The following is an 18,940-nucleotide window of genomic DNA, read 5'->3' as shown; positions in this document are numbered from 1 at the left end:
GCTAGCCGTTCCCGCAAGAAATGTTAATTTTCCTTCCTAAATTCACAAAATCCGTTTGGTAGAAGCGAGAGAAATGCGGTACGATGCAGGCTGTAAGCGCATTCGAGGACCGGACGTTGCGGCCGGAAGGTCTTACGAATGCGGCAATGGCACGAGAGGACGAGCAGGGAGGGTGAGGGATGGGGATTCGCAGTCTGGAAACCTATAAACTGACTTTGTACGACGTCCGCGAGCAGCTCAAGCGGCATGTTTATCGGCGTTCTCTGGAGGCGTTTGCGGAGGGCGACCGGGCGCGCGACGCCATCCGGGATCGTAGGGAGCTGGAGGAGAGGCAGGCGTATATGCGCACCAAATGGACCCAGAATGTCGGCAGCCTGCCGGACAGCTCCTCACCGCTTCAAGCGGAGGTGACGGGCATCGTTCCGATGGACGGGTTTCGGATCGAGAAGCTCGTCTTTCAGTCGCGGCCGCGCGAATATGTGACGGGCAATCTGTATGTGCCTGAAGGAAACGAGGGCCGCCGCGGCGCGGTGCTTTTCTTGTGCGGCCATCATGAGCTCGCGAAGCATCACCCGGAATACCAGACGGTGTGCCAGGTGCTCGTTCGGGCGGGTCTCGTAGTGCTCGCCATCGACCCGATCGGCCAGGGGGAGCGTCTCAGTTATTATGAGCCCGCGCTCGGCGCGCCGACCGTACGGCCGTGCACGGGTGAGCATGATTACGTGGGAACCCAGTGTCTGCCGCTCGGTGACAGCCTTGCCCGCTACTTTGTGCACGACGCGATGCGGGCGGTCGACTATTTGCAATCCCGGCCGGAGGTCGATCCGGAACGGATCGGGGTGACGGGCAATTCGGGGGGCGGCACGCAGGCGTCCATGCTGATGATCTGTGATCCGCGTCTGGCCGCCGCCGCCCCCGCAACCTTCCTCATGAGCCGGGAATCGTATCTTCTGGCCGGAGGGGCGCAGGACGCTGAGCAGATCTGGCCCGGCATGTCCGCGCTCGGCTTCGACCATGAGGACATTCTGCTAGCAATGGCACCGAAGCCCGTTCTTGTGCTGGCGGCGAAGTACGACTTTTTTCCGATCGAAGGGACCCGCCGTTCCGTGCGGCGGGCCGCTCGTCTCTGGGAGCTGCTCGGTTTTCCGGATGACCTGATCCTCGTCGAGGAGGAGGCGGTGCATCAGTATACCCCGGGCATGGCCGAAGCGGCCGCCCAGTTCTTCACGCGGCATCTGCTGAACGAGGAGGCGCGGCCGGACGCGAGCCAGGTGCGTGTGCTGGAGCCGTCCGCTCTCTGGTGCACAGCCGGCGGACAGGTGCGGGCAGCCTACCCGGACGCCCGTACGGTCCGGGACGTCAACGCCGACCGGGCGGCCGAATTCCGGGAAGAGCGGAATTTGCTGCCGGAGCCGGACCGCCGGAGGCGTGCGGCGCTCTGGCTGCGGGAGCAGGTGATGGCGGATCGGCGCCCGTGCGAGCTCAATCCGCGCCTGTACCTTCTGAAGGAGCAGTCGGACGGCTTCGAGATTTACAATGCGATTTGGCGATCGCAGGAGGATGTGTTCAATCACGCGTTTCTTTTCCGGGACATCCGCTTCCGCGGCGAGACGCTACCGGTGACGATTGCGCTCTGGGAAGACGGCACCCGCAGGCTGCAGCCTCACATGGCCTGGCTGCGCCGGACATGCGCAGCCGGACGGGCGGTGGCGGTGCTCGATGTGTCGGGCACCGGGGCTTTGACGCCTCACGCGCTGAACGGCGGCGATCCCAAAGCGCGGTACGAGATTCTTCACAAGCTGACGGACGATTTGATCTGGCTGGGGGACAGTCTGGCGGCGATGCGTGTCTACGATACGCTGAGAGCGGCGGAGGCGATAACGAGATTTCCCCTCCTGCAGCAGGAGGGTCTGCGTCTGTTCGCCTCCGGCCGTCCGGCCATGTACGCCAGACTGGCGGCTGCTCTCGATCCCCGCCTGGCGACAGTCGAGACGGTGGAGGAAGAGGAGACGGTCGAGGAGTGGGTGACGGCGCAGCATTACGAGGCGTACGACCGGCTCGGGTACGTCTTGCCCGGGCTGCTTCGGTTCGGCGATCTCGGGGACTTCGTCCCGCAGGCGGGCAAGCCGTAAAGCAGGGAGAGAACCCGCCGGTCAGGATCGTTTGTACTGGGTGAGCAGAATACCGATCATCATCAGGGTGCAGCCGGTCAGCGCCTGGCCACCGAGCCGTTCTCCGCTCAGGAGAAAGGCGGCGCCGGCCGCAAAGATCGGCTCCGCGGCGAAGATGACGGCGGTCCGGGTCGGCGTCGTGAAGCGCTGAAAATACGTCTGCGCCCAATAGGCGAAGGCGGTGGCGAGTACCGAGCCGATGAGCACCGCCTTGAGCACCGGCCATTGCAGCAGGACGGACGGCGAGTAAGCATGCAGCCAATCCTCGCGTACGAACGAGACGAACGCGCTCAGGACGGAGACGGTCAGCAGCTGTACGACGACGAGAGCGTTGCTGTCCGCTCCCTTGGCGTAGCTGCCGGTGACGACGATATGACAGGCGAACCCTAGCGCGCCGACGAAGACGAGCGTGTCCCCTGTCTGTACGCCGGTCAAGGAGTCGGCGGACAGGAGAAACAGCCCGGCGGCGGCTACGGCGACGCCTGCCGCCGTCATCCGGGACAGCCGGGAGCGAAGCCAGTACCGCTCGAGCAGCGGAACAATCACGACCGAGAGGCCGGTGATGAAGCCGGTCTTGGCGACCGTCGTCAGCCGAAGGCCCATCGTCTGGAAGCCGAAGCCGACGAACAGCAGGCAGCCGAGGACGAAGCCGATTCTCCATTCGGCCGCCGAGAAGCGGACCTCGCTCCGATAGGCGATCAGGGCGACAGCCAGCATGAACGCAGCGCCTAGTAGGAAGCGTATGGCGAGATGGCTGAAAGGCGGCATGATGTCGACGGCTTCCTTCATGAAGACGAACATGATCCCCCAGATGAAGGTAACGAATAACAGGACGGGATCGGCAAGATACGTTTTTTTCATTTCGGTCTCCTCTAGCTGCAGCAGTCAAACAAGCCCGATTATAGCACAACGGCCGGAAAGGCAGGCAGCTTATTTCGGCGGAATGACGGCTTTGTTGCAGCGGTACTCGTACTGGTTAAATAGGAAGGGGATGCGGCCTGGGGAAGCCTGGCGCCACAGCACGCCGGAAGCCAAGATTCCCTCGGACGCACTCCTGTGCCAGCCCGCATGAAATTGGGCAATGTTGGCAACCTATGCAGCAAGAGCCGCGAGAGCGGCCGCAAAAGGGGGACGCGCAAGTGGAATTCGATCTGCTCATCCGGGTGCTGGCCGCCGGCATTTGCGGAGGCATTATCGGCTACGAGAGGAGAAACCGGCTGAAGGAAGCCGGAATTCGCACGCACTTCGTCGTGGCGGCCGGAGGCGCTCTGATGATGATCCTATCCAAGTACAGCTTTTACGATCAGTTGGCGGTGGACAAAATCTCGCTCGATCCGTCGAGGATTGCGGCTCAGGTCGTGAGCGGAGTCGGATTTCTCGGAGCGGGCGTCATCTTCATGCAGCGGCAGACGATCAAGGGACTGACAACGGCGGCCGGAATCTGGACCACCGCCGGCATGGGCATGGCGATCGGAGCGGGGATGTATCTGCTTGGCGCCGGCGTCACCGTCCTGATCGTCATCGCGCAGGTGTTGCTGCACGGCCGGTTCGAGTGGCTGCGCTCGCCCAAGACTGAGCAGCTCGCGCTCCGTGTAGACAAGTCGCCCGGGGTACTCGATCGGGTGCAGGAGCTGATGGAGCAGCGCCATATTGAGGTCGTCAGCTTCCAGGTCGAGAAGGAGGGCCAGCGGGAAGACGAGCTGCTGCTGGATCTGACGCTGCGGCTTCCTGGAGGCTACAAGCACGAAAGGCTGCTCACGCTGATCGAGGAGGAACCGGCCATCCGGTCGGTCGAGCTGCAGTAAACGGACGGGTATCCTGTTCCCGGTACCCCGAGTCGACTTACCGGCTGCGAACCGGACAGGACGCAGCCAAACAAGAGGCCAACCACAGGCACGCGGTTGGCCTCTTATGGTATGTGTTACGGCGTCTTGCCAGCAGAGGCGTCCGGACCGTCGGACTTCGCCTCCGTCCCAGCCCTCGTCAGGACGACGATGCCGGCGACGAGGAGCAGCAGGAAGCTTAGCCGTGCCGGCGAGAGCGCCTCTTGGAAAAGCAGCACGCCAAGCACGACCGTCAGCGCGGTGCCGACGCCCGACCAGACAGCGTAGGCGGTCGACAGCGCGAGCCCCTTCAGCGACAGGCTGAATAGGAAGAACGCGGTCAGGAAGCCAGCGGCGACGCCGATTGTCGGGAGAAGCTTAGCGAATCCGTCGGACAGCTTGAGCATGACCGAGCCGAACGCCTCGCAGGCGATGGCTAGCGCGAGATAGAGACTGCTTTTCATGGCGGAACCTCCTTCTTAGGGAACGATGTTGAGGCCGACAATGCCGGCGACGAGCATGGCGATGCCGAGCAGCGCCTGCTTGTTCAGCCGTTCCCGGAAGAAGAGGACGCCGACGACCGCGGTCAGGACGGTCCCCGTGCCGCTCCAGGTCGCGTACAGCATGCCGAGCGGCAGCGTCTGCAGGGCGCGTGCAACGAGATAAAAGGCCAGCCCATAGCCGGCGACGACGCCGGCCGAGGGAAAGAGGCGAGTAAAGCCGTTCGACAGCTTGAGCATGGTGGAGCCGAACACCTCCAGCACAATCGAGCCGGCGAGGAACAGGTAGGCGGCGATCATGGCAGCTTGTCCCCCTCTTCTTCGGTCACGGAGGCGGGCTCGCTCCTGGGCTCCAGGCCGAGCGAGCCGAGCAGCCGACTCAGAAGCTTCTCCTGCTGCACCTCGGTGACCGGGCTCAGCCCAAACATGCGGGAAAACCACAGTCCGTCGCAAACAAGGCGCAGGATAAGCGCGTCCTCCTCGTGCGGCTGTTCCGCCTCCAGCCGGCCGGCAATCCAGTCGTATTCGCGTGCCCAGGCCGAGAGGACCCCCGGGCTGCTGCCGATGGCGGCCAGCAGGCTCGCGTTCAGCTGCAGGAATTCCTTGTCCGCCAGCTGATGGAGAGTAGCTCGCGCATAAGCCCGGCTAAAGGAGGAATCGTGGAGACATTCCCGTTCAATCTCCTCCCGGAAGCGGGCGATCACTGCTTCGTTCATCGCTTCGACGAGCATATCCTTGCTCGGAAAGTGATAGAGCAGGCCGCCTTTGCTGACGCCCGCCTCCTCCGCTACGGCCTCAAGGGTCAGCTGGCTGAGTCCCCGCAGAACGACAATTCGGGAGGCAGCCTCGAGCAGAGCTTGGCGTTTGGACATTCGTGGATTCCTCCATCCCTGTAAACTGTACCGTCTGGACGGTATATAATATAGTTTGTCATTGTACCGGCGCAGCAGCAGGTTGTCAAGAAAGCGAAAAAGAAGGGATGGAGGAGCGGGTCGGAGAATAGAAAGATAAGGGAAAGCAAAGCCAATGGGGCAAGGGAGATTCCGTGGTGCACCCGCCTTTATTGGCCAGATTGTCCAAAAATGGTGCATGGCGAGCCGATGAAGTTTCCTCTAAAATAGAAATGTAAGCGGTCACATCCTTCGGGATCGGAGCGAATGCCATGGCATCTATCAAGTCGTTCCAGCCCCGGCGGAACATGTCGGTCAGGCTGGCACTCTATCTGTTCGTCCTCAACGCGTCCATTTTGTTCATCAGCGTCCTCCTGAGCTTTCAGTTCAGCAGCAGCACGATCAAGAAGAACACGGCCTATTATGCCGAGCATTACGTCCATTCGCTTAACAATGAATTGAACTACTACATACGGGACATCGACCTTATGACGCTGTCTCTTTTTTACTTGAACGACCGGCTCTTTGACGGGTTCAAGGACAACATAGCCAAGCTGGAGCTGCGCAGCTATTTCGACGGCTTCAAGAACAGCCGGGATTATTTGACCGACATCTTCCTGGTGAGCCGGTACGGCCAGGTGGCGGGCACCACGTCCGTGCTCGTCAACGAGCTGCTGACCTCGGACTTTTACCTCGACATTCTGGATAGCGACGGCGAGCTCGTGTTCGCCCCGGTCGGCAAAGCCTCATTCGTCCAGAATCAGTACACGGCGGAGCAGAACGTCCTGTTCGCCGGGAGGAAGATCAAATCGCCGCAATCGAACATGACGGAGGGCGTCGTCATAGTCACCCTGAACGCCGACCGCCTTACGGGTGCGCTGCGGAAGCCGGATAAGCAGTACGAGGAGCAGCTGCTCCTGACCGATCGAAAGGGCAAGCTCCTCTATCGGGCTGACGGAGGCTCGCTGCCGCAAGGACTGGAGAAGAAGCTGGCCGCACCAGGGGCGGGCCCCGCGAGCTTCACGGAAAGCGGCTATCTGTTCGTCTCCGGGAACAGCGACGAGGAGGAACCGCTCACGGTCATCGGCCTTATTCCGGAGAAGGCGCTGCTGCGGGACACCAAGGTCATCCGCAATGTGCTGCTGACGGTCAATCTGCTCCTTCTGCTGGTCGGCATGGGTCTCGCCGCTACGCTCGCCTACCGGTTCCTTCAGCCGGTCGTGAAGCTGTCCTCATTCATGCGCAGCGTCGGCACGCACAATCTGGTGACCTACCGGTCGACCGGCATGAGGGACGAGATCGGGCTGCTCATTGCCAGCTATAACCGGATGATCCGGCGGCTTAAGCAATCGTTCCGTAGGCTCGAGAGCGAGCGGGAGAAGCAGCGAAAGGCGGAGATGCTGGCACTCCAGGCGCAAATCAACCCGCATTTCATCTATAACACGCTGAACAACGTGCGCTGGCTGGCCAAGGCGGGACGGACCGAGACGATCTTCGACGTGCTGACCTCGCTCAACGTCATTCTCGTCAGCTCCTTCCGGTTCCACGAGCCGATCATCTCCGTCGGTGAGGAGCTGCGCCACCTGGAAGAATACCTGGCTATCCAGAAGATGATGCATCCGGACAAGATCGAGGTCCGCTTCGAGCTTGAGGCAAGCGTCTACTCCGGTCCTATCGTCCGCATGAGCCTGCAGCCGATCGTCGAGAATGCGATTACGCACGGACTCCTGCCCAAGGAAGGAAGCGGGACGATCGTTATCCGGGGATGGCGGGATGAGGCCTATCTTTACTTGCAGGTCAAGGACGACGGAGTCGGCTCCACCGGCACTCTTCCTCCCGAGGAGACAGGTTCTGGCAAAAGAGAGCATGTAGGTCTGCATAACGTCGACAAGCGAATCAAGCTTTACTTTGGCGAAGCATACGGCCTGAGCTGGGAGAGCTCGGGCGGAGCCGGTACGACCGTCACCTTCCGGCTGCCTCCCACCGAGCTGTCTGCCTGGACACGGCCAGCCCATACGAAACGCTAGGAGGGATCTCGCATGAATGTCATCATTGTGGACGATGAAGCGATCGTACGTCAGGGGATCAAGTATTCGGTGGATTGGGGAAGGCTGGGCGCCGGGCGCGTCGAGGAGGCGGCGAACGGTAGGGAGGTGATGAACAGGTGGGAAGAATGGGAGCCCGACCTGATCGTCACCGACATCAAGATGCCGGTGCTCGATGGCATCGGCCTCATCCGCGAGGCGAAGGCGCGCAAATCGTCCTGCCGCTGCGTCGTGCTGAGCTGTGCCGATGAATTCGAGTATGTTAAGGAAGCACTGATGCTCGGCGCCTCGGATTATCTGCTTAAGATGACCGTTCGGCCGGAGGAGCTAATGGCCTGCATCGGCAGGATCGCCAAGGAGATGGAGGCAGACGAGGAGACGGACCGGACGATCGGACGGAGTGAGGCCGACCGGTTCAAGCTCGAAGCGTTCTTCCGTGATGCCCTCTCCTATCAGCATGCGGGCGGCCGCATCCGGGAGCTGGCGCGGCTGCAAGGCCTGCAGTCGCCGCTGAACCGGTTCTGCGTGGCCGTCATGCAGACGGGTCTGCCGTGGGCCGAAGCGGACGGCGCGGACGAGAGGGGAGTACCGGCGCCCGCGTCGCTCGCCGCTGCGATCGACTCGCTCGCCAGCCGGATGCGGGAGTACGACTGCGTCCGGCTCGAAGACCGGGAAGCGATTCTTGTCGCCGAAGCGCTACCCGGGGAGGCCGAGGAGGCGTTCGCCGACCGGCTCGACCGGAAGCTCGAGGAGCTGGCCGGGCTGCTGCGTGAGCGGCTCGCGGCCGAGACGCGGGTCGGCGTCAGCCGGCTGCAGGAGGACGCCGGCCTGCTGCCCGAGATGTACCGGGAAGCGAGGAGAGCCGCACGGCGCCATTGCCTGCGGACCGACGGCGCCGTCGTGCTCCGCAGCGAAGCGGGGGAGACGGAGCGTCCGGACGAAGACGAGCGCATCCTCGCCCGCTTCGGCAACGAGCTGCGCGTACGGCTGGCGAACGCGCTGGCAGCCGGCAACGAGGCTGCGGCGGCGCAGGCGGTCGACGAGGCCTTCGCCAGCCTTCGCGAGAGCCGGCCGAGCCACCGCGCAGTGCGGGCCTGCATCGACCGGACGCTGGCCATCGTCCGCGTAGCGGCGCTCCACCTGACGGAACTGAACCCGGGGCTCGACTGCGGCTCCCCCGAGACGTTTGACGGACGCGCCTTCGACCCCTATTGGAGCGCTGCCGCGACGGCCGAGCGGCTCAAGGCTTACTTCGGCCATCTGGCCGCGCTCCGCAGCGGCGTTCGCCAGGAGCAGGGCTGCCGGGCCGTCATTCGCGACGTGAAGCGTTACCTAAACGCACAATTCAGCGGCCGGGTCACGCTGGAAGAGACGGCGCGTCATTTTCACCTGAGCAAAAATTACCTCTCCGAGCTGTTCAAAAGCGAAACGGGTCAAACCTTTACGCGCTACGTGAACCAACTCCGCATCCAAAAAGCGAAAGAGCTTATCGTACATACGAACGATACCGTGTCGGACATTTCCGACAAGACGGGCTTCAGCGATTTTCGTTACTTCAGCCGGGTCTTCCGCCGGTATACGGGAGTCAGTCCGACGGAATACAAAGCTCGGATGATGGGCACGCCCGGAAGCCTTCAACCGTAAAAAAGCCACATGCAAACGAAAAAAATGAACATGTGGACGAAAGATACTCCCATTATTATGCAAGCGATTACAATTGTCTGAAAATTGTGCAAATCAAAGCGAATTAAGGTCATGGGTCTGGCGCATTGTAAGCGTTACACTACCGGTAAGCACCTGATCCGAGACAAAAGAGGGTGGGCTATGCAGCAAAAAAAAGCCGTAGGCTTCGGCATTGGATTCCTGGTCCTGCTTCTGCTGTCCGGCTGTTACTTGTGGAGGGAAGGACACCCGCCCGTCCAATCCGCCGCGCCGAGCGGCAGGGAAACGGTCAGCGGAGAGCTGGTCTTCTGGTGCTGGGAGCAGTCGATGTATGCGATTCTTCCGCAGCTGGAGAGCTTCAAGAAGGCGTATCCCCATGTGACCGTTAAGCCCGTCATCCTGACGCATGACGACACTTACAAGAAGCTGCTGCTCGCGAACGCCGCCAACGAAGGGGCCCCCGACGTCGCCGCGCTGTCCGGCTATTATGTGGATCAATATATAGAAGCGGGCGCGCTTGACGATTTGACGGACTGGGTCGGCCCTTATCGTGACAAGATCGTCGAGTCCAAATGGCCGGATGTCATCAAGAACGGCCGCTACTATGCAATGCCGTGGGATACCGGGCCTGTCGGGATGTACTACCGGCGCGACGTCTTCGAGAAGGCCGGATTGCCGACAGATTCGGAAGCGGTTTCAAAACTGGTCGCGACCTGGGACGACTATGAGAAGGTAGGCCGGCTCATCAAGGAGCGAACCGGCGTGCCGATGCACACGCTTCCCCTGTCGACCGGTGTTGGGGCCAACCGGCTGTTCGAATTCATCCTCGCCCAGCAAGGCCTGCTCTATCTGGACGCCGAGGGAAATCTCGCGGTACGGCGGCAGGAGACGGTCGATACGATTCGCCGTATCGTCGACCTCCATAAGGCAGGGCTGATGCTAGACGCAGAGGAGGCGACACGCGAGTGGGCGTCCATCATGAACGAAGGGCGCGTGGCCACCGTGTTTGGCGCTCCGTGGATGGGTGGACGCATTCGGGAGGTTGCGCCGGATTCGGCCGGCAAATGGGGTGTCGCCCTTATGCCGGCGGTCACTCCGGGAGGCGCGCGGTCCGCAGAAGCGGGCGGCTCCTATCTCGGGATCCCGCGGCAGTCCAAAAACAAGCAGGCCGCACGCGCGTTCATCGAGTTCTTCGTAGGAAATGCGGAGACGCAAAACCGCATTTACCGGACAAGCGACATCTTCCCTTCGCTGCTGGAGGCTTATGAGGATCCGATGTATGACGAGCCGCAGCCGTTTTTTGCCGGCCAGCATACCCGCCGCTTGTTCGTCAATCTAGTGCGGCAAGCGCCGCCCGTCTACTTCTCGAACGACTTCCGTACGATGCGGGACATCGCCAACCTCGAGATTTACAAGACGCTGTACGACAAACAGACGCCCGAGGAAGCAGCGGCCCGTATGGAGCAAGCGATCAGGGAGAAGACGAACCGCAAGTAAGAGCCGTTGCGCAGGCAGCACACACAGGAATCCGCCGGACGTCCGCTCATCCCGTCCAGTCTCGGAGCCGGATGGTGCCATGTAGGACGAAGCGATAGCAGGATAGGGGGGCTTAAGAACACGCTAGCGAATCGGTTTGGAAAGGAGGAGGATGCACTTGGCAATCAATCAGGAGGCGGCGCAGCCGCTGCCTAGCACCCGCCAGCGCAAAAAGAAATGGATGACCCGCAACGACTGGATGGGATACGCGTTCAGCGCACCGCTGATCATTGGCGTGCTGGCGTTCGCCATTTACCCGATGTTCGCCGCTCTGTACATGAGCTTTCACCAGACCAACGGCACCTCGCTTACGGGCAAGTGGGTGGGGACCAACAATTACAGCTACGCGCTGAGCGATCCGATCTTCTGGCAGGCGATCAAGAACACAATCTACATGGGCGTCTTCTCGGTCATTCTCGGCATAGGCTTCTCCTTTATTCTGGCAAGCCTGATCAACAGCCTGAAGTGGAACCTTGGCAAAAACTTTTTCAAGGCGGTTTACTTCCTGCCGAACGTCGTATCGGGCGTAGCGACCAGCCTGCTGTTCTCATTCCTGTTCTTCCCGTCTAAAGAAGGCCTCATTAACTTCCTGTTCGACCTGTTTGGCTTGCAGCCGGTCGGATGGTTCACGAATCCGGCAGTTTCCCGGTTCAGTATCGTCATCATGAGCCTGTGGGGCGCGCTCGGCTACAACACGATCATTTTCCTGGCAGGCCTGCAGTCGGTCCCTCGCGATCTGCACGAAGCGGCGGAGGTCGACGGAGCGAATGCGTTCCGGCGGTGGCTGCACATCACAATCCCGTACCTGCGCCCGATCTTCGTCTTCATGCTCATCATGGGCACGATCGGCGGCATGAAGCGGTTCACCGACGTTTGGCTGATCGGAGGAACGGCGGGCAATCCCGGCGGCAGTCTGATGACCGTGGTGCTGTATATTTACCGCAACGCGTTCCTGGCCGGACAGATGGGTCTCGCCACAGCGACTTCCTATCTGCTGTTCATCATCATCATGCTGCTGACGATGGCGCTCATGCTCCTGAATCGACGCAAAGACAGCCTGGATTGACGGGCAAGCCGCTTGGCCGCACAAGTCCCGTGAATTCGTCCGCACTTCACATCCTACGTAAGGAGGGAGACTATGGCACAAGCCGTAAGTCCGAGTGTTCCCGTCCGGCGCAAGAGATGGTCCACCAGTCAGATCGTCCTGTTCCTGGTCCTCATCCTCGGCTCCTTCGTCATGATTGTTCCGTTCCTGTGGATGCTTGTGACCAGCTTCGACTGGGCTGCCCGCCTGACCATTACCTTCCCGCCGAAGCTGTGGCCGGAGGAACCGACGCTCAAGACGTACCAGATCGCCTTCACAAACATCAAGATGATGCGCTACATCAGCAACTCGGCCGTCGTGAGCGCGGGCGTCATTATCGTCAGCGCACTGTCCGCTTTGCTGTCCGGCTACGCGTTGTCCAAGATTCGGTTCAAGGGAGCGAACATCGTCCTGCTCCTTGCCCTCAGCACGATGATGATTCCGTTCGAGATGACCATGATTCCGCAATATTTGCTGTTCGCGAAGCTCGGGCTGATCAACTCGTACTGGGCGTTCTACCTGCCGGCACTGAATTACGCGTTCGGCACCTTCCTGGCAAAGGCGTTCTTTGACCAGCTGCCGACGCCGCTCAGGGAAGCCGCCGTTATTGATGGTGCCAGCGAGATCAAGGTGTTCAGCCGGGTTTATCTGCCGCTTTGTACGCCGATTATCGCCACCATGATTATCCTCCTGTTCCTCGGCGTCTGGAACGACATGCTCTGGCCGCTCCTCGTGCTCAAATCGTCGGTTAAGTATACGATCCAGATCGGTCTGGCCATGTTTACGTACGACAACGGAATCAACAAGCAGCCGTCGATCATCATGGCGGCAACCGCCTTCAGCCTTATTCCGGTCGTCGTCGTGTATCTGTTCCTGCAACGATACATTATCGAGAGCATAGCGCTTTCAGGAATCAAACAGTAGCGGACAGCCACACCTATCCCTTCCCTAAGCGGGGAAGGCGCACACCGGGCGCCGCCGGACGCCGTGCCGGGTCGTTTCCGGCAGACGCGAGGCGCGAGGGCGCCGCATTTTTCCACCCCGGACGGGGAATCGAGAGGAGATCGATGCTATGAAAAAAGCAATGCTGATTCTGCTTTCCTGTCTGCTGGCCATTACGCTGGCCGCCTGCGGGGGAGGAGATTCCACCGATGTGACGGACGGCAAGGCAGTCGGCAAGGTATCGGACATAAAAGGGACCGTCCGCGTCGCTCTGGCCGGCTGGAAGCTGGAGAACGGGATCGATGCCCTGACGGGCAACCCGACCATTGGCCTCAAGGAGTTCCTGAGCCAGACCTTCGAGAAGATGTACCCGAACATCAAGCTGGAGCTGTATGAGATTCCGTGGGAGAACGTCAAGGCGAAGCAATCCGCCATGCTGCTCTCCAAGGACGTGGACGTCCTGTACACAGGCGGCGCGTTCGCTTCCCAGTGGTACCAGGAAGGCCTGCTCCGTGAGCTCGACGATCTCATCAAAGGGGATTCGTCCTTCAAGAAAGACATCTACCTGTCCGGCCTGTTCGACAGCTCCTACAGCACCAAGTCTCCTGACGGCACCAAGCAGTTCGGTATTCCGGCCGTCCTCGGCCGCCGGCTGACAGTCTTTGACACCAAGCTGTTCCAGGATTGGGGCGTCGAGCCGCTCACCGAGAAGCCGACCCCGCAGGAAATTATGGAGAAAGCCAAGAAGATGACCGGCAAGAACCCGAAGACAGGCGAGCAGAACTACGGTCTTTACTGGAGCGGCAACTCGCTGAACGGCTCCACCTTCGTCGCTCTGACGCTTGCATTCGGCGCCAAAGGCGCAGAAGGCAAGCTGAACGACATGAAGAACGTGAAATGGAAGCTGAACACGCCCGAGATGGTAAAGGTTATGGAATATCTGAAGGAAGCGGCAAAGCTGGCGCCGGCGGGCTTCGTCAACGCACAGGGCGCCGAGAACTTCGGTCTTGCGAAGAACAATATCGCGATCGGCCTCGACCAAACGGGCGGTGCCACGATGAGCGAATGGCGTTCCAAAAAAGACAAAGCGCTGCTGGACCGGTTTGAGCCGAGAATGAACATGGGACCCAAGGGCGAAGGCTGGGTAGCGGTTGACCCGTTCATCATGGCGAAGGACGCCAAGGATCCGAAGGCGGCGTGGGAAGTGCTGAAGTTCCTGTCCGGCTACGAGACCCAGAAGTTCATGTACAAAAACTACTCCTACACGCCTACGCTGAAGAGCCCGGACTTCCTCGACGAGAACGACAAATTCATCAAGATGGCACTGAAGGTAGCGGAAGTCGGCCACTCTGAGCTGATGGACGAAGCGAATCCGTTCTATATGAGCGACATTGTGCCGGCCGTCAACGGCTTCATCAGCAAAGCCGCCTCCGGCAACGCTCCGGACATTCAGACGTTCCTGAACGATCTGCAGGCGCGCGCCGAGAAGTGGTCGGCCAGCCTGAAGTAGCCGGCGAACGAAAGAAACAAGAAAGTGCAAGCGGTAAGGGGAGGGGCTACCGTCCGGTACGGGCGGCGGTCCGCCCCTTTGACGCGGGCGGCGGGTAACCCCGCGAAGTGGAACGGATACCGTTACCGTCCGCTTGAAGGGATGAAGCGGCGGACGCAAGTTTAGGAGGAAACCCGATGAAAAAAGGGATCAACCAGTGGTGTTTTCCGAAGGGAACGCCGCTCAAGCAGCTGCTCGAAACGAGCGCCCGGGCCGGATTCGACACGGTCGAGCTGAATCTGTATGCTCCGGGTGGCGTTGGCCTAACGATGGAGACGACGCCGCAGGAGGCTAAGGAAATCGGTGCGCTGGTGGCAAGCTACGGGCTGTCCGTCAGCAGCCTGTCGACGGAGATGCTCGGCCGGCATCCGCTCAGCTCCCCCGATGCCGAGACGAGGGAGCAGGGCGTCCGCTCGCTGCGCAAGCAGATCGAGCTGGCAGCGGCGCTCGAGGTTGCCGATATTCTCGTCGTTCCCGGCCGGGTGACGCCGGAGACCACGTACGAGGAGGTATGGAGCCGGTCTCGCACCGAGCTGGAGCCGCTCGTGCCCGAGCTGGAAACGGCGGGCGTCTACATGGGGATCGAGAACGTATGGAACAAATTCCTGTGGAGTCCGACCGAGATGGCGCGCTACATAGACGAATTCGCCTCTCCCCATGTAGGGGCGTATTTCGATGTCGGCAACACGCTCGCATTTGGCCAGCCGCAGCATTGGATTCGGACGCTAGGCCGGCGGATCCGCCAGGTGCACGTCAAGGACTTCAAGACGGCGGTGGGCAATGGGCACGGATTCGTGCCTCTCCTGGCCGGCGATGTCAACTGGATCGCCGTACGGGAAGCGCTGGAGGCGATCGGCTATGACGGTCCGCTGACCGCCGAGCTGGACGCGTACGCCAGCTTCCCGGATCAATTGGTGTACGACACGGCGCGGCATATCGCCGTCATTATCGGGCAAGCCCCGAATTAAGGAGGAGTACAGCTATGGTAAGAGTGGGTGTAGTAGGCGCCGGGGGAATTGCTGCGGAGCATTTCAAGCATATTGCAGCGAACGAGCAGGCGGAATTCGTGGCGGTATGCGATATCGTGCTGCAAAATGCGGAAGCGGCTTCCGCGCGTTATGGGGCGGCCGCTTATACGGATGTGACCGCCATGCTGGACCGGGAGCGGCTCGATGCGCTGTTCGTCTGCGTGCCGCCGTTTGCCCATGGCGACATCGAGGAGCAGGCCGCCCGGCGGGGCGTGCATCTGCTCGTCGAAAAGCCGCTCGGCTTGGACCTGGAGGAAGTCAGGCGCAAGGCGGCGGTCATCCGGGAAGCGGGCATTCTGGCCGGCTCCGGCTACTGCCTGCGGTACCTCGAGTCGGTGCAGCGGGCTAAGCGGTACCTGGCGGACAAGGAGATTGCCATGGTCCGGGCGTTCCGGTTCGGCGGCCTGCCGCCGACGCCTTGGTTCGCGGATATGGCCAAATCGGGCGGCCAGCTCGTAGAGCAGACGACGCACAATCTCGACCTGATGCTGTATCTCGCGGGCGGCGTGCGACGGATATCGGCGGATATGGCGCTGCTGCTGCACAAGGACGTGGCCGGCATGACGATTCCGGATGTCACGTCCGTCAATGTCGTGTTCGACTCCGGGGCGATCGGCCATCTCGACACGGCGGTCATTCCGCAGCCGGACGGCCGTTCCTCCCTCGAGGTGCTCGGCCGGAATTTCCGCCTGACGATCGAGGGAACGTCCTTGACGATCGCCGAGCCCGGAACGACGACGACGTGGCGCGGTCCGGGCGACTTCTACCGAGCGCAGGATGATGCCTTCCTCCAGGCCGTGCAGACTGGGGATGCCGGCCTCATCCTCGCGCCGTACGAGGAGGCGCTTCGGACGCTCGAGGTGACGCTCGCGGCGAACGCGTCCGCAGCATCGGGCATTCCGGTGCTGTTGGAGCGCGAGGACGCCGGGGTCGCCGCCGCACCGATCCCGGACGCCGGCTGACCCGGAGCGCGGGAATCAGAGCGTGAGGCATGAGTGAGAAAGGGCCCGCCCGAGAGGCGGGCCTGTTTGTTTTGTAAATTTTAGTGGAAGAATCTGCTGCTGAGGGGTTGTAAGCGGGATTCGGAACATGCTACTCTCTACATAACATAATCGATTCAATTGACAAAGATAGATAGAATCCTTCAAGGGGGAATGGACGGAGTGGACGTAGTCGAAGAGAGAGAACAATCGGGGAAAGAACTACCCAAGTGGAGAGAGGAAGAAGAGCTGGCCTTCGATGTATCGCCCGGCGTCCGATGCTCGGCTCGAACGGTGACGGCGGGCGATCTGCTGGAAGCGGTTTCGGTGCTAGAGCTGAATCCCGCGGACCCATATCTGGAGCTGCGTTCCGTCTCCTATGGCGGCGGTGTTACGAGGCTGTCCACCGTCCGGGAGATGATGGAGCAGCTGCAGCAGCAGGGCAAGCGGGTGGTGGCGATGATCAATGCGGATTTCTTCAGCTCGCTTGGCGTCCCCTCCGGGCTGCAAATCACTGATGGGGAGCTGGTTACCTCTCCCGCGGTTACCAAGGTGCTGATGGCCGTCGAGCCGGACGGCACGGTGCGGCTCGCGCACGGGGTCAAGCTGGAGGCGACTGTTACGGTCGACGGCACGGGAGCATCCGCCGAAGTGGACGCCGTCAACCGGACGCGCGCACGGCAGTTTGACCGGCATTTGTTCCTTTATACGCACCGATTCGGGGAGACGACCCGAACGACCGACGACGGGGTGGAGGCCGTGCTGGCTCCCCTGACGCCTGCAGCTCCGCTTAGAGCGGGCGAAGCCGTCCCGGCCGTCGTGCAGGAAGTTCGGGAGGGCGGCGGCACTGCGATCGGGGAGGCCGCCTACGTACTTTCGGGAACCGGGGACAAGGCGGATTGGCTGCGGCAGCATTTGAAGCCGGGGACTCAGGTAAGTCTGGCTGTCGGCCTGGACCAAGGGATCGGCCGCGCCCGCCAGGTACTCTCCGGCAGCTCGACGCTGGCGTTCGTCCTTCTAGAGGACGGCTCGATTCCTGAGGGACTGCTGGATCAGAGCATCAAGCTGAACACCGACCGGCACCCGCGCACCGTGCTCGCGACGCGGCAGGGCAAGCTCTACGCCGTGGTGATTGACGGCCGTCAGGCGGGGCATTCCGACGGCATGACGCTGGCGGAGACGGCCGCCTACCTGCAGCAGATGGGCATGGAGCAGGCGATCAATGTCGACGGAGGCGGGTCAACGACCTGCCTCGTCCGGCTGCCGGGCGATATTGGCCCCTCCCTGCTCAATCGCCCGTCGGACGGCTTTGAGCGGGAGGTCGGCAATGCGCTGGCCATCATCTCGACCGCTCCGCAGGGACCTCTCGAGCGGCTGGTCGTGCTGCCCGCTGGGCCGGCCGTCGTCTATGCGGGCAGCCGTATCGCCTTCCTTGCGAAGGGCCAGGACGGCTGCGGCAACGCCGTGGCACCTGACGGCCTGAGCTGGTCGGCGGAGCCGGAGGTCGGCGAGATCGACACGGACGGACTCTTCACCGCAGCAGACGGAGAGGCGGCCGGCAGCGTAACCGTCCGAACGGGAGAGGTGAGCCGGACGGTAGAGCTCCGCGTAACGTCCCGGATCAGCCGTCTCGTGCTCGAGCCGGAGAGCGCTCTGCTTGAGCCGAACGGGTCGATCCAATTTCGGCCGAGGGCTTATGGTCCGGACGGCGAAGAGCTCCTTTTGTCGGCTGACCGGCTGGTCTGGTCGGCGGATGGGGGACATGTCATCGGCCCGGACGGCGTGTTGCACGCCGGAGCAGAAGCGGGCGGCGGGACCGTCCGCATCGCCTGCGGGAGCGTCCAGGCGGAAGCGGCCTATCAGATCGGCAAGCCGCCACTGATCCTGGCGGACTTCGAGCGGCTGGACGGTCTGCAGGCAGCCGAAACGCATGCCGTGCCGGGCTCCGTCCGCTTGACGAGAACCGAGCGGCCGCACCCGGTACGCTTTGGCCGGTTCTCCGGCAGGCTGACCTACGACTTCACCGGAATGCCCGGGGCGAGCCGAGCCATCGTCCGCCTGCTCAGCGGAGGAGGAGAGCCGGTCCGGGAGGTGGAGGGGGCGCCCGACCGGTTCGGCCTGTGGGTTTACGGCGACGGAAGCAACCACCGGCTCCGCATCTGCACGATCGATGCGAACGAGAACCCGCGCAACCTGGTGTTCGGCTCAGGCCGCGTCGACTGGACGGGATGGCGCTACGTGTATGCGGAGATTCCGTCCAACACGAGATATCCGCTCCGCGTCACCCAACTTGAGCTGCTGGAGACCGATGATACGTTAAAAGGCTCCGGCGTGCTGTATCTGGACAATCTGCGCGCCGAGTACGTCCGTTTGGATGAAGACCTGGAAGGCCCGGTCTTCGACAGCCATTCCCCGTCGCCGGACACCGCAGTGAACGGCCCGGTAACGGAGCTGTCGGTACGAGTGACCGACGAGGAGAGCGGGATCGATGCTGCCTCGATCAAGGTCTGGCTGAACGGCGCACTTCAGACTCACACGTTCGACCGCGCTTCCGGCCGGATCAGCGTGGCGCTGCCCGACCCTCTGCCCGCCGGACCGTATTCGATCCTGGCGGAGGCAGCCGACCAGAGCGGCAATCCGGCCGCGCCGGCGGCATCCTGGCAGTTTATCGTTTTATAGAGGAGTGTAGAGGGAGAGACATAAGTTCGCCGCCATTATGCGCCTTTTCCA

Annotated in this window: 15 protein-coding genes; 11 read left to right on the top strand and 4 right to left on the bottom strand. The window is 61.8% G+C overall.

Going from position 1 to position 18,940, the window contains the following annotated elements; translation table 11 throughout:
- Window positions 1–179: 179 nt before the first annotated feature.
- On the top strand, window positions 180–2,132 hold the full coding sequence (locus KJS47_RS02250) for an acetylxylan esterase (protein ID WP_213522394.1): 1,953 nt from the start codon (window positions 180–182) through the stop codon (window positions 2,130–2,132).
- Window positions 2,133–2,153: 21 nt separating this feature from the next.
- Here KJS47_RS02250 and KJS47_RS02245 read toward each other — a convergent pair whose 3' ends face one another.
- Window positions 2,154–3,032, bottom strand: a complete 879-nt coding sequence (locus KJS47_RS02245) for a DMT family transporter (RefSeq protein WP_213522392.1) — start codon at window positions 3,030–3,032, stop codon at window positions 2,154–2,156.
- Between the two features lie 278 nt (window positions 3,033–3,310).
- Here KJS47_RS02245 and KJS47_RS02240 point away from each other — a divergent pair, with 278 nt between their 5' ends.
- On the top strand, window positions 3,311–3,976 hold the full coding sequence (locus KJS47_RS02240) for an MgtC/SapB family protein (protein ID WP_249716055.1): 666 nt from the start codon (window positions 3,311–3,313) through the stop codon (window positions 3,974–3,976).
- 116 nt (window positions 3,977–4,092) lie between these two features.
- Here the strand turns inward: KJS47_RS02240 and KJS47_RS02235 are convergent, their stop codons facing one another.
- From KJS47_RS02235 to KJS47_RS02225, 3 genes are read right to left on the bottom strand one after another with little or no spacing between them, the layout of a single operon-like run.
- Window positions 4,093–4,458 (bottom strand): DMT family transporter, encoded by a 366-nt coding sequence (locus KJS47_RS02235; RefSeq protein ID WP_213522388.1) that lies wholly within the window; start codon window positions 4,456–4,458, stop codon window positions 4,093–4,095.
- A gap of 15 nt (window positions 4,459–4,473) precedes the next feature.
- The gene (locus KJS47_RS02230; protein ID WP_213522386.1) at window positions 4,474–4,794 is read right to left on the bottom strand and encodes a DMT family transporter; all 321 of its coding nucleotides are present in this window, start codon (window positions 4,792–4,794) and stop codon (window positions 4,474–4,476) included.
- Window positions 4,791–5,366, bottom strand: a complete 576-nt coding sequence (locus KJS47_RS02225) for a TetR/AcrR family transcriptional regulator (RefSeq protein ID WP_213522384.1) — start codon at window positions 5,364–5,366, stop codon at window positions 4,791–4,793. Before KJS47_RS02225 ends, KJS47_RS02230 begins: the two co-directional genes overlap by 4 nt.
- A gap of 290 nt (window positions 5,367–5,656) precedes the next feature.
- On the opposite strand from KJS47_RS02225, the gene KJS47_RS02220 reads away from it, so the two are divergent.
- The 9 genes from KJS47_RS02220 (at window position 5,657) to KJS47_RS02180 (ending at window position 18,889) form a co-directional block, all read left to right on the top strand.
- Entirely contained in the window at window positions 5,657–7,411 is a 1,755-nt protein-coding gene (locus KJS47_RS02220; protein WP_213522382.1) for a cache domain-containing sensor histidine kinase, read from the top strand.
- A 12-nt stretch (window positions 7,412–7,423) separates the two neighbouring features.
- Window positions 7,424–9,073: a helix-turn-helix domain-containing protein gene (locus KJS47_RS02215; protein ID WP_213522380.1), complete on the top strand. Its 1,650-nt coding sequence runs from the start codon at window positions 7,424–7,426 to the stop codon at window positions 9,071–9,073.
- 180 nt (window positions 9,074–9,253) lie between these two features.
- The gene (locus tag KJS47_RS02210) at window positions 9,254–10,588 is read left to right on the top strand and encodes an ABC transporter substrate-binding protein (RefSeq protein ID WP_213522378.1); all 1,335 of its coding nucleotides are present in this window, start codon (window positions 9,254–9,256) and stop codon (window positions 10,586–10,588) included.
- A 220-nt stretch (window positions 10,589–10,808) separates the two neighbouring features.
- A complete protein-coding gene (locus KJS47_RS02205) occupies window positions 10,809–11,693 on the top strand; it encodes a carbohydrate ABC transporter permease (RefSeq protein WP_249716256.1) in 885 nt (294 codons plus the stop codon).
- Window positions 11,694–11,765: 72 nt separating this feature from the next.
- On the top strand, window positions 11,766–12,635 hold the full coding sequence (locus KJS47_RS02200; protein ID WP_213522374.1) for a carbohydrate ABC transporter permease: 870 nt from the start codon (window positions 11,766–11,768) through the stop codon (window positions 12,633–12,635).
- Between the two features lie 148 nt (window positions 12,636–12,783).
- Window positions 12,784–14,163: an ABC transporter substrate-binding protein gene (locus KJS47_RS02195; RefSeq protein WP_213522372.1), complete on the top strand. Its 1,380-nt coding sequence runs from the start codon at window positions 12,784–12,786 to the stop codon at window positions 14,161–14,163.
- A 176-nt stretch (window positions 14,164–14,339) separates the two neighbouring features.
- On the top strand, window positions 14,340–15,170 hold the full coding sequence (locus KJS47_RS02190; protein ID WP_213522370.1) for a sugar phosphate isomerase/epimerase family protein: 831 nt from the start codon (window positions 14,340–14,342) through the stop codon (window positions 15,168–15,170).
- Window positions 15,171–15,184: 14 nt separating this feature from the next.
- Window positions 15,185–16,192: a Gfo/Idh/MocA family protein gene (locus KJS47_RS02185; protein ID WP_213522368.1), complete on the top strand. Its 1,008-nt coding sequence runs from the start codon at window positions 15,185–15,187 to the stop codon at window positions 16,190–16,192.
- A gap of 201 nt (window positions 16,193–16,393) precedes the next feature.
- Complete coding sequence (locus tag KJS47_RS02180) at window positions 16,394–18,889, top strand: phosphodiester glycosidase family protein (RefSeq protein WP_213522366.1); 2,496 nt, start codon at window positions 16,394–16,396, stop codon at window positions 18,887–18,889.
- Window positions 18,890–18,940: the final 51 nt, after the last annotated feature.

Source organism: Paenibacillus sp. J31TS4 (genome assembly GCF_018403265.1).
Taxonomy (GTDB): domain Bacteria; phylum Bacillota; class Bacilli; order Paenibacillales; family NBRC-103111; genus J31TS4.
Note: the sequence above shows the minus strand (reverse complement) of the source record. Positions and strands in the feature narration are given on the sequence as shown.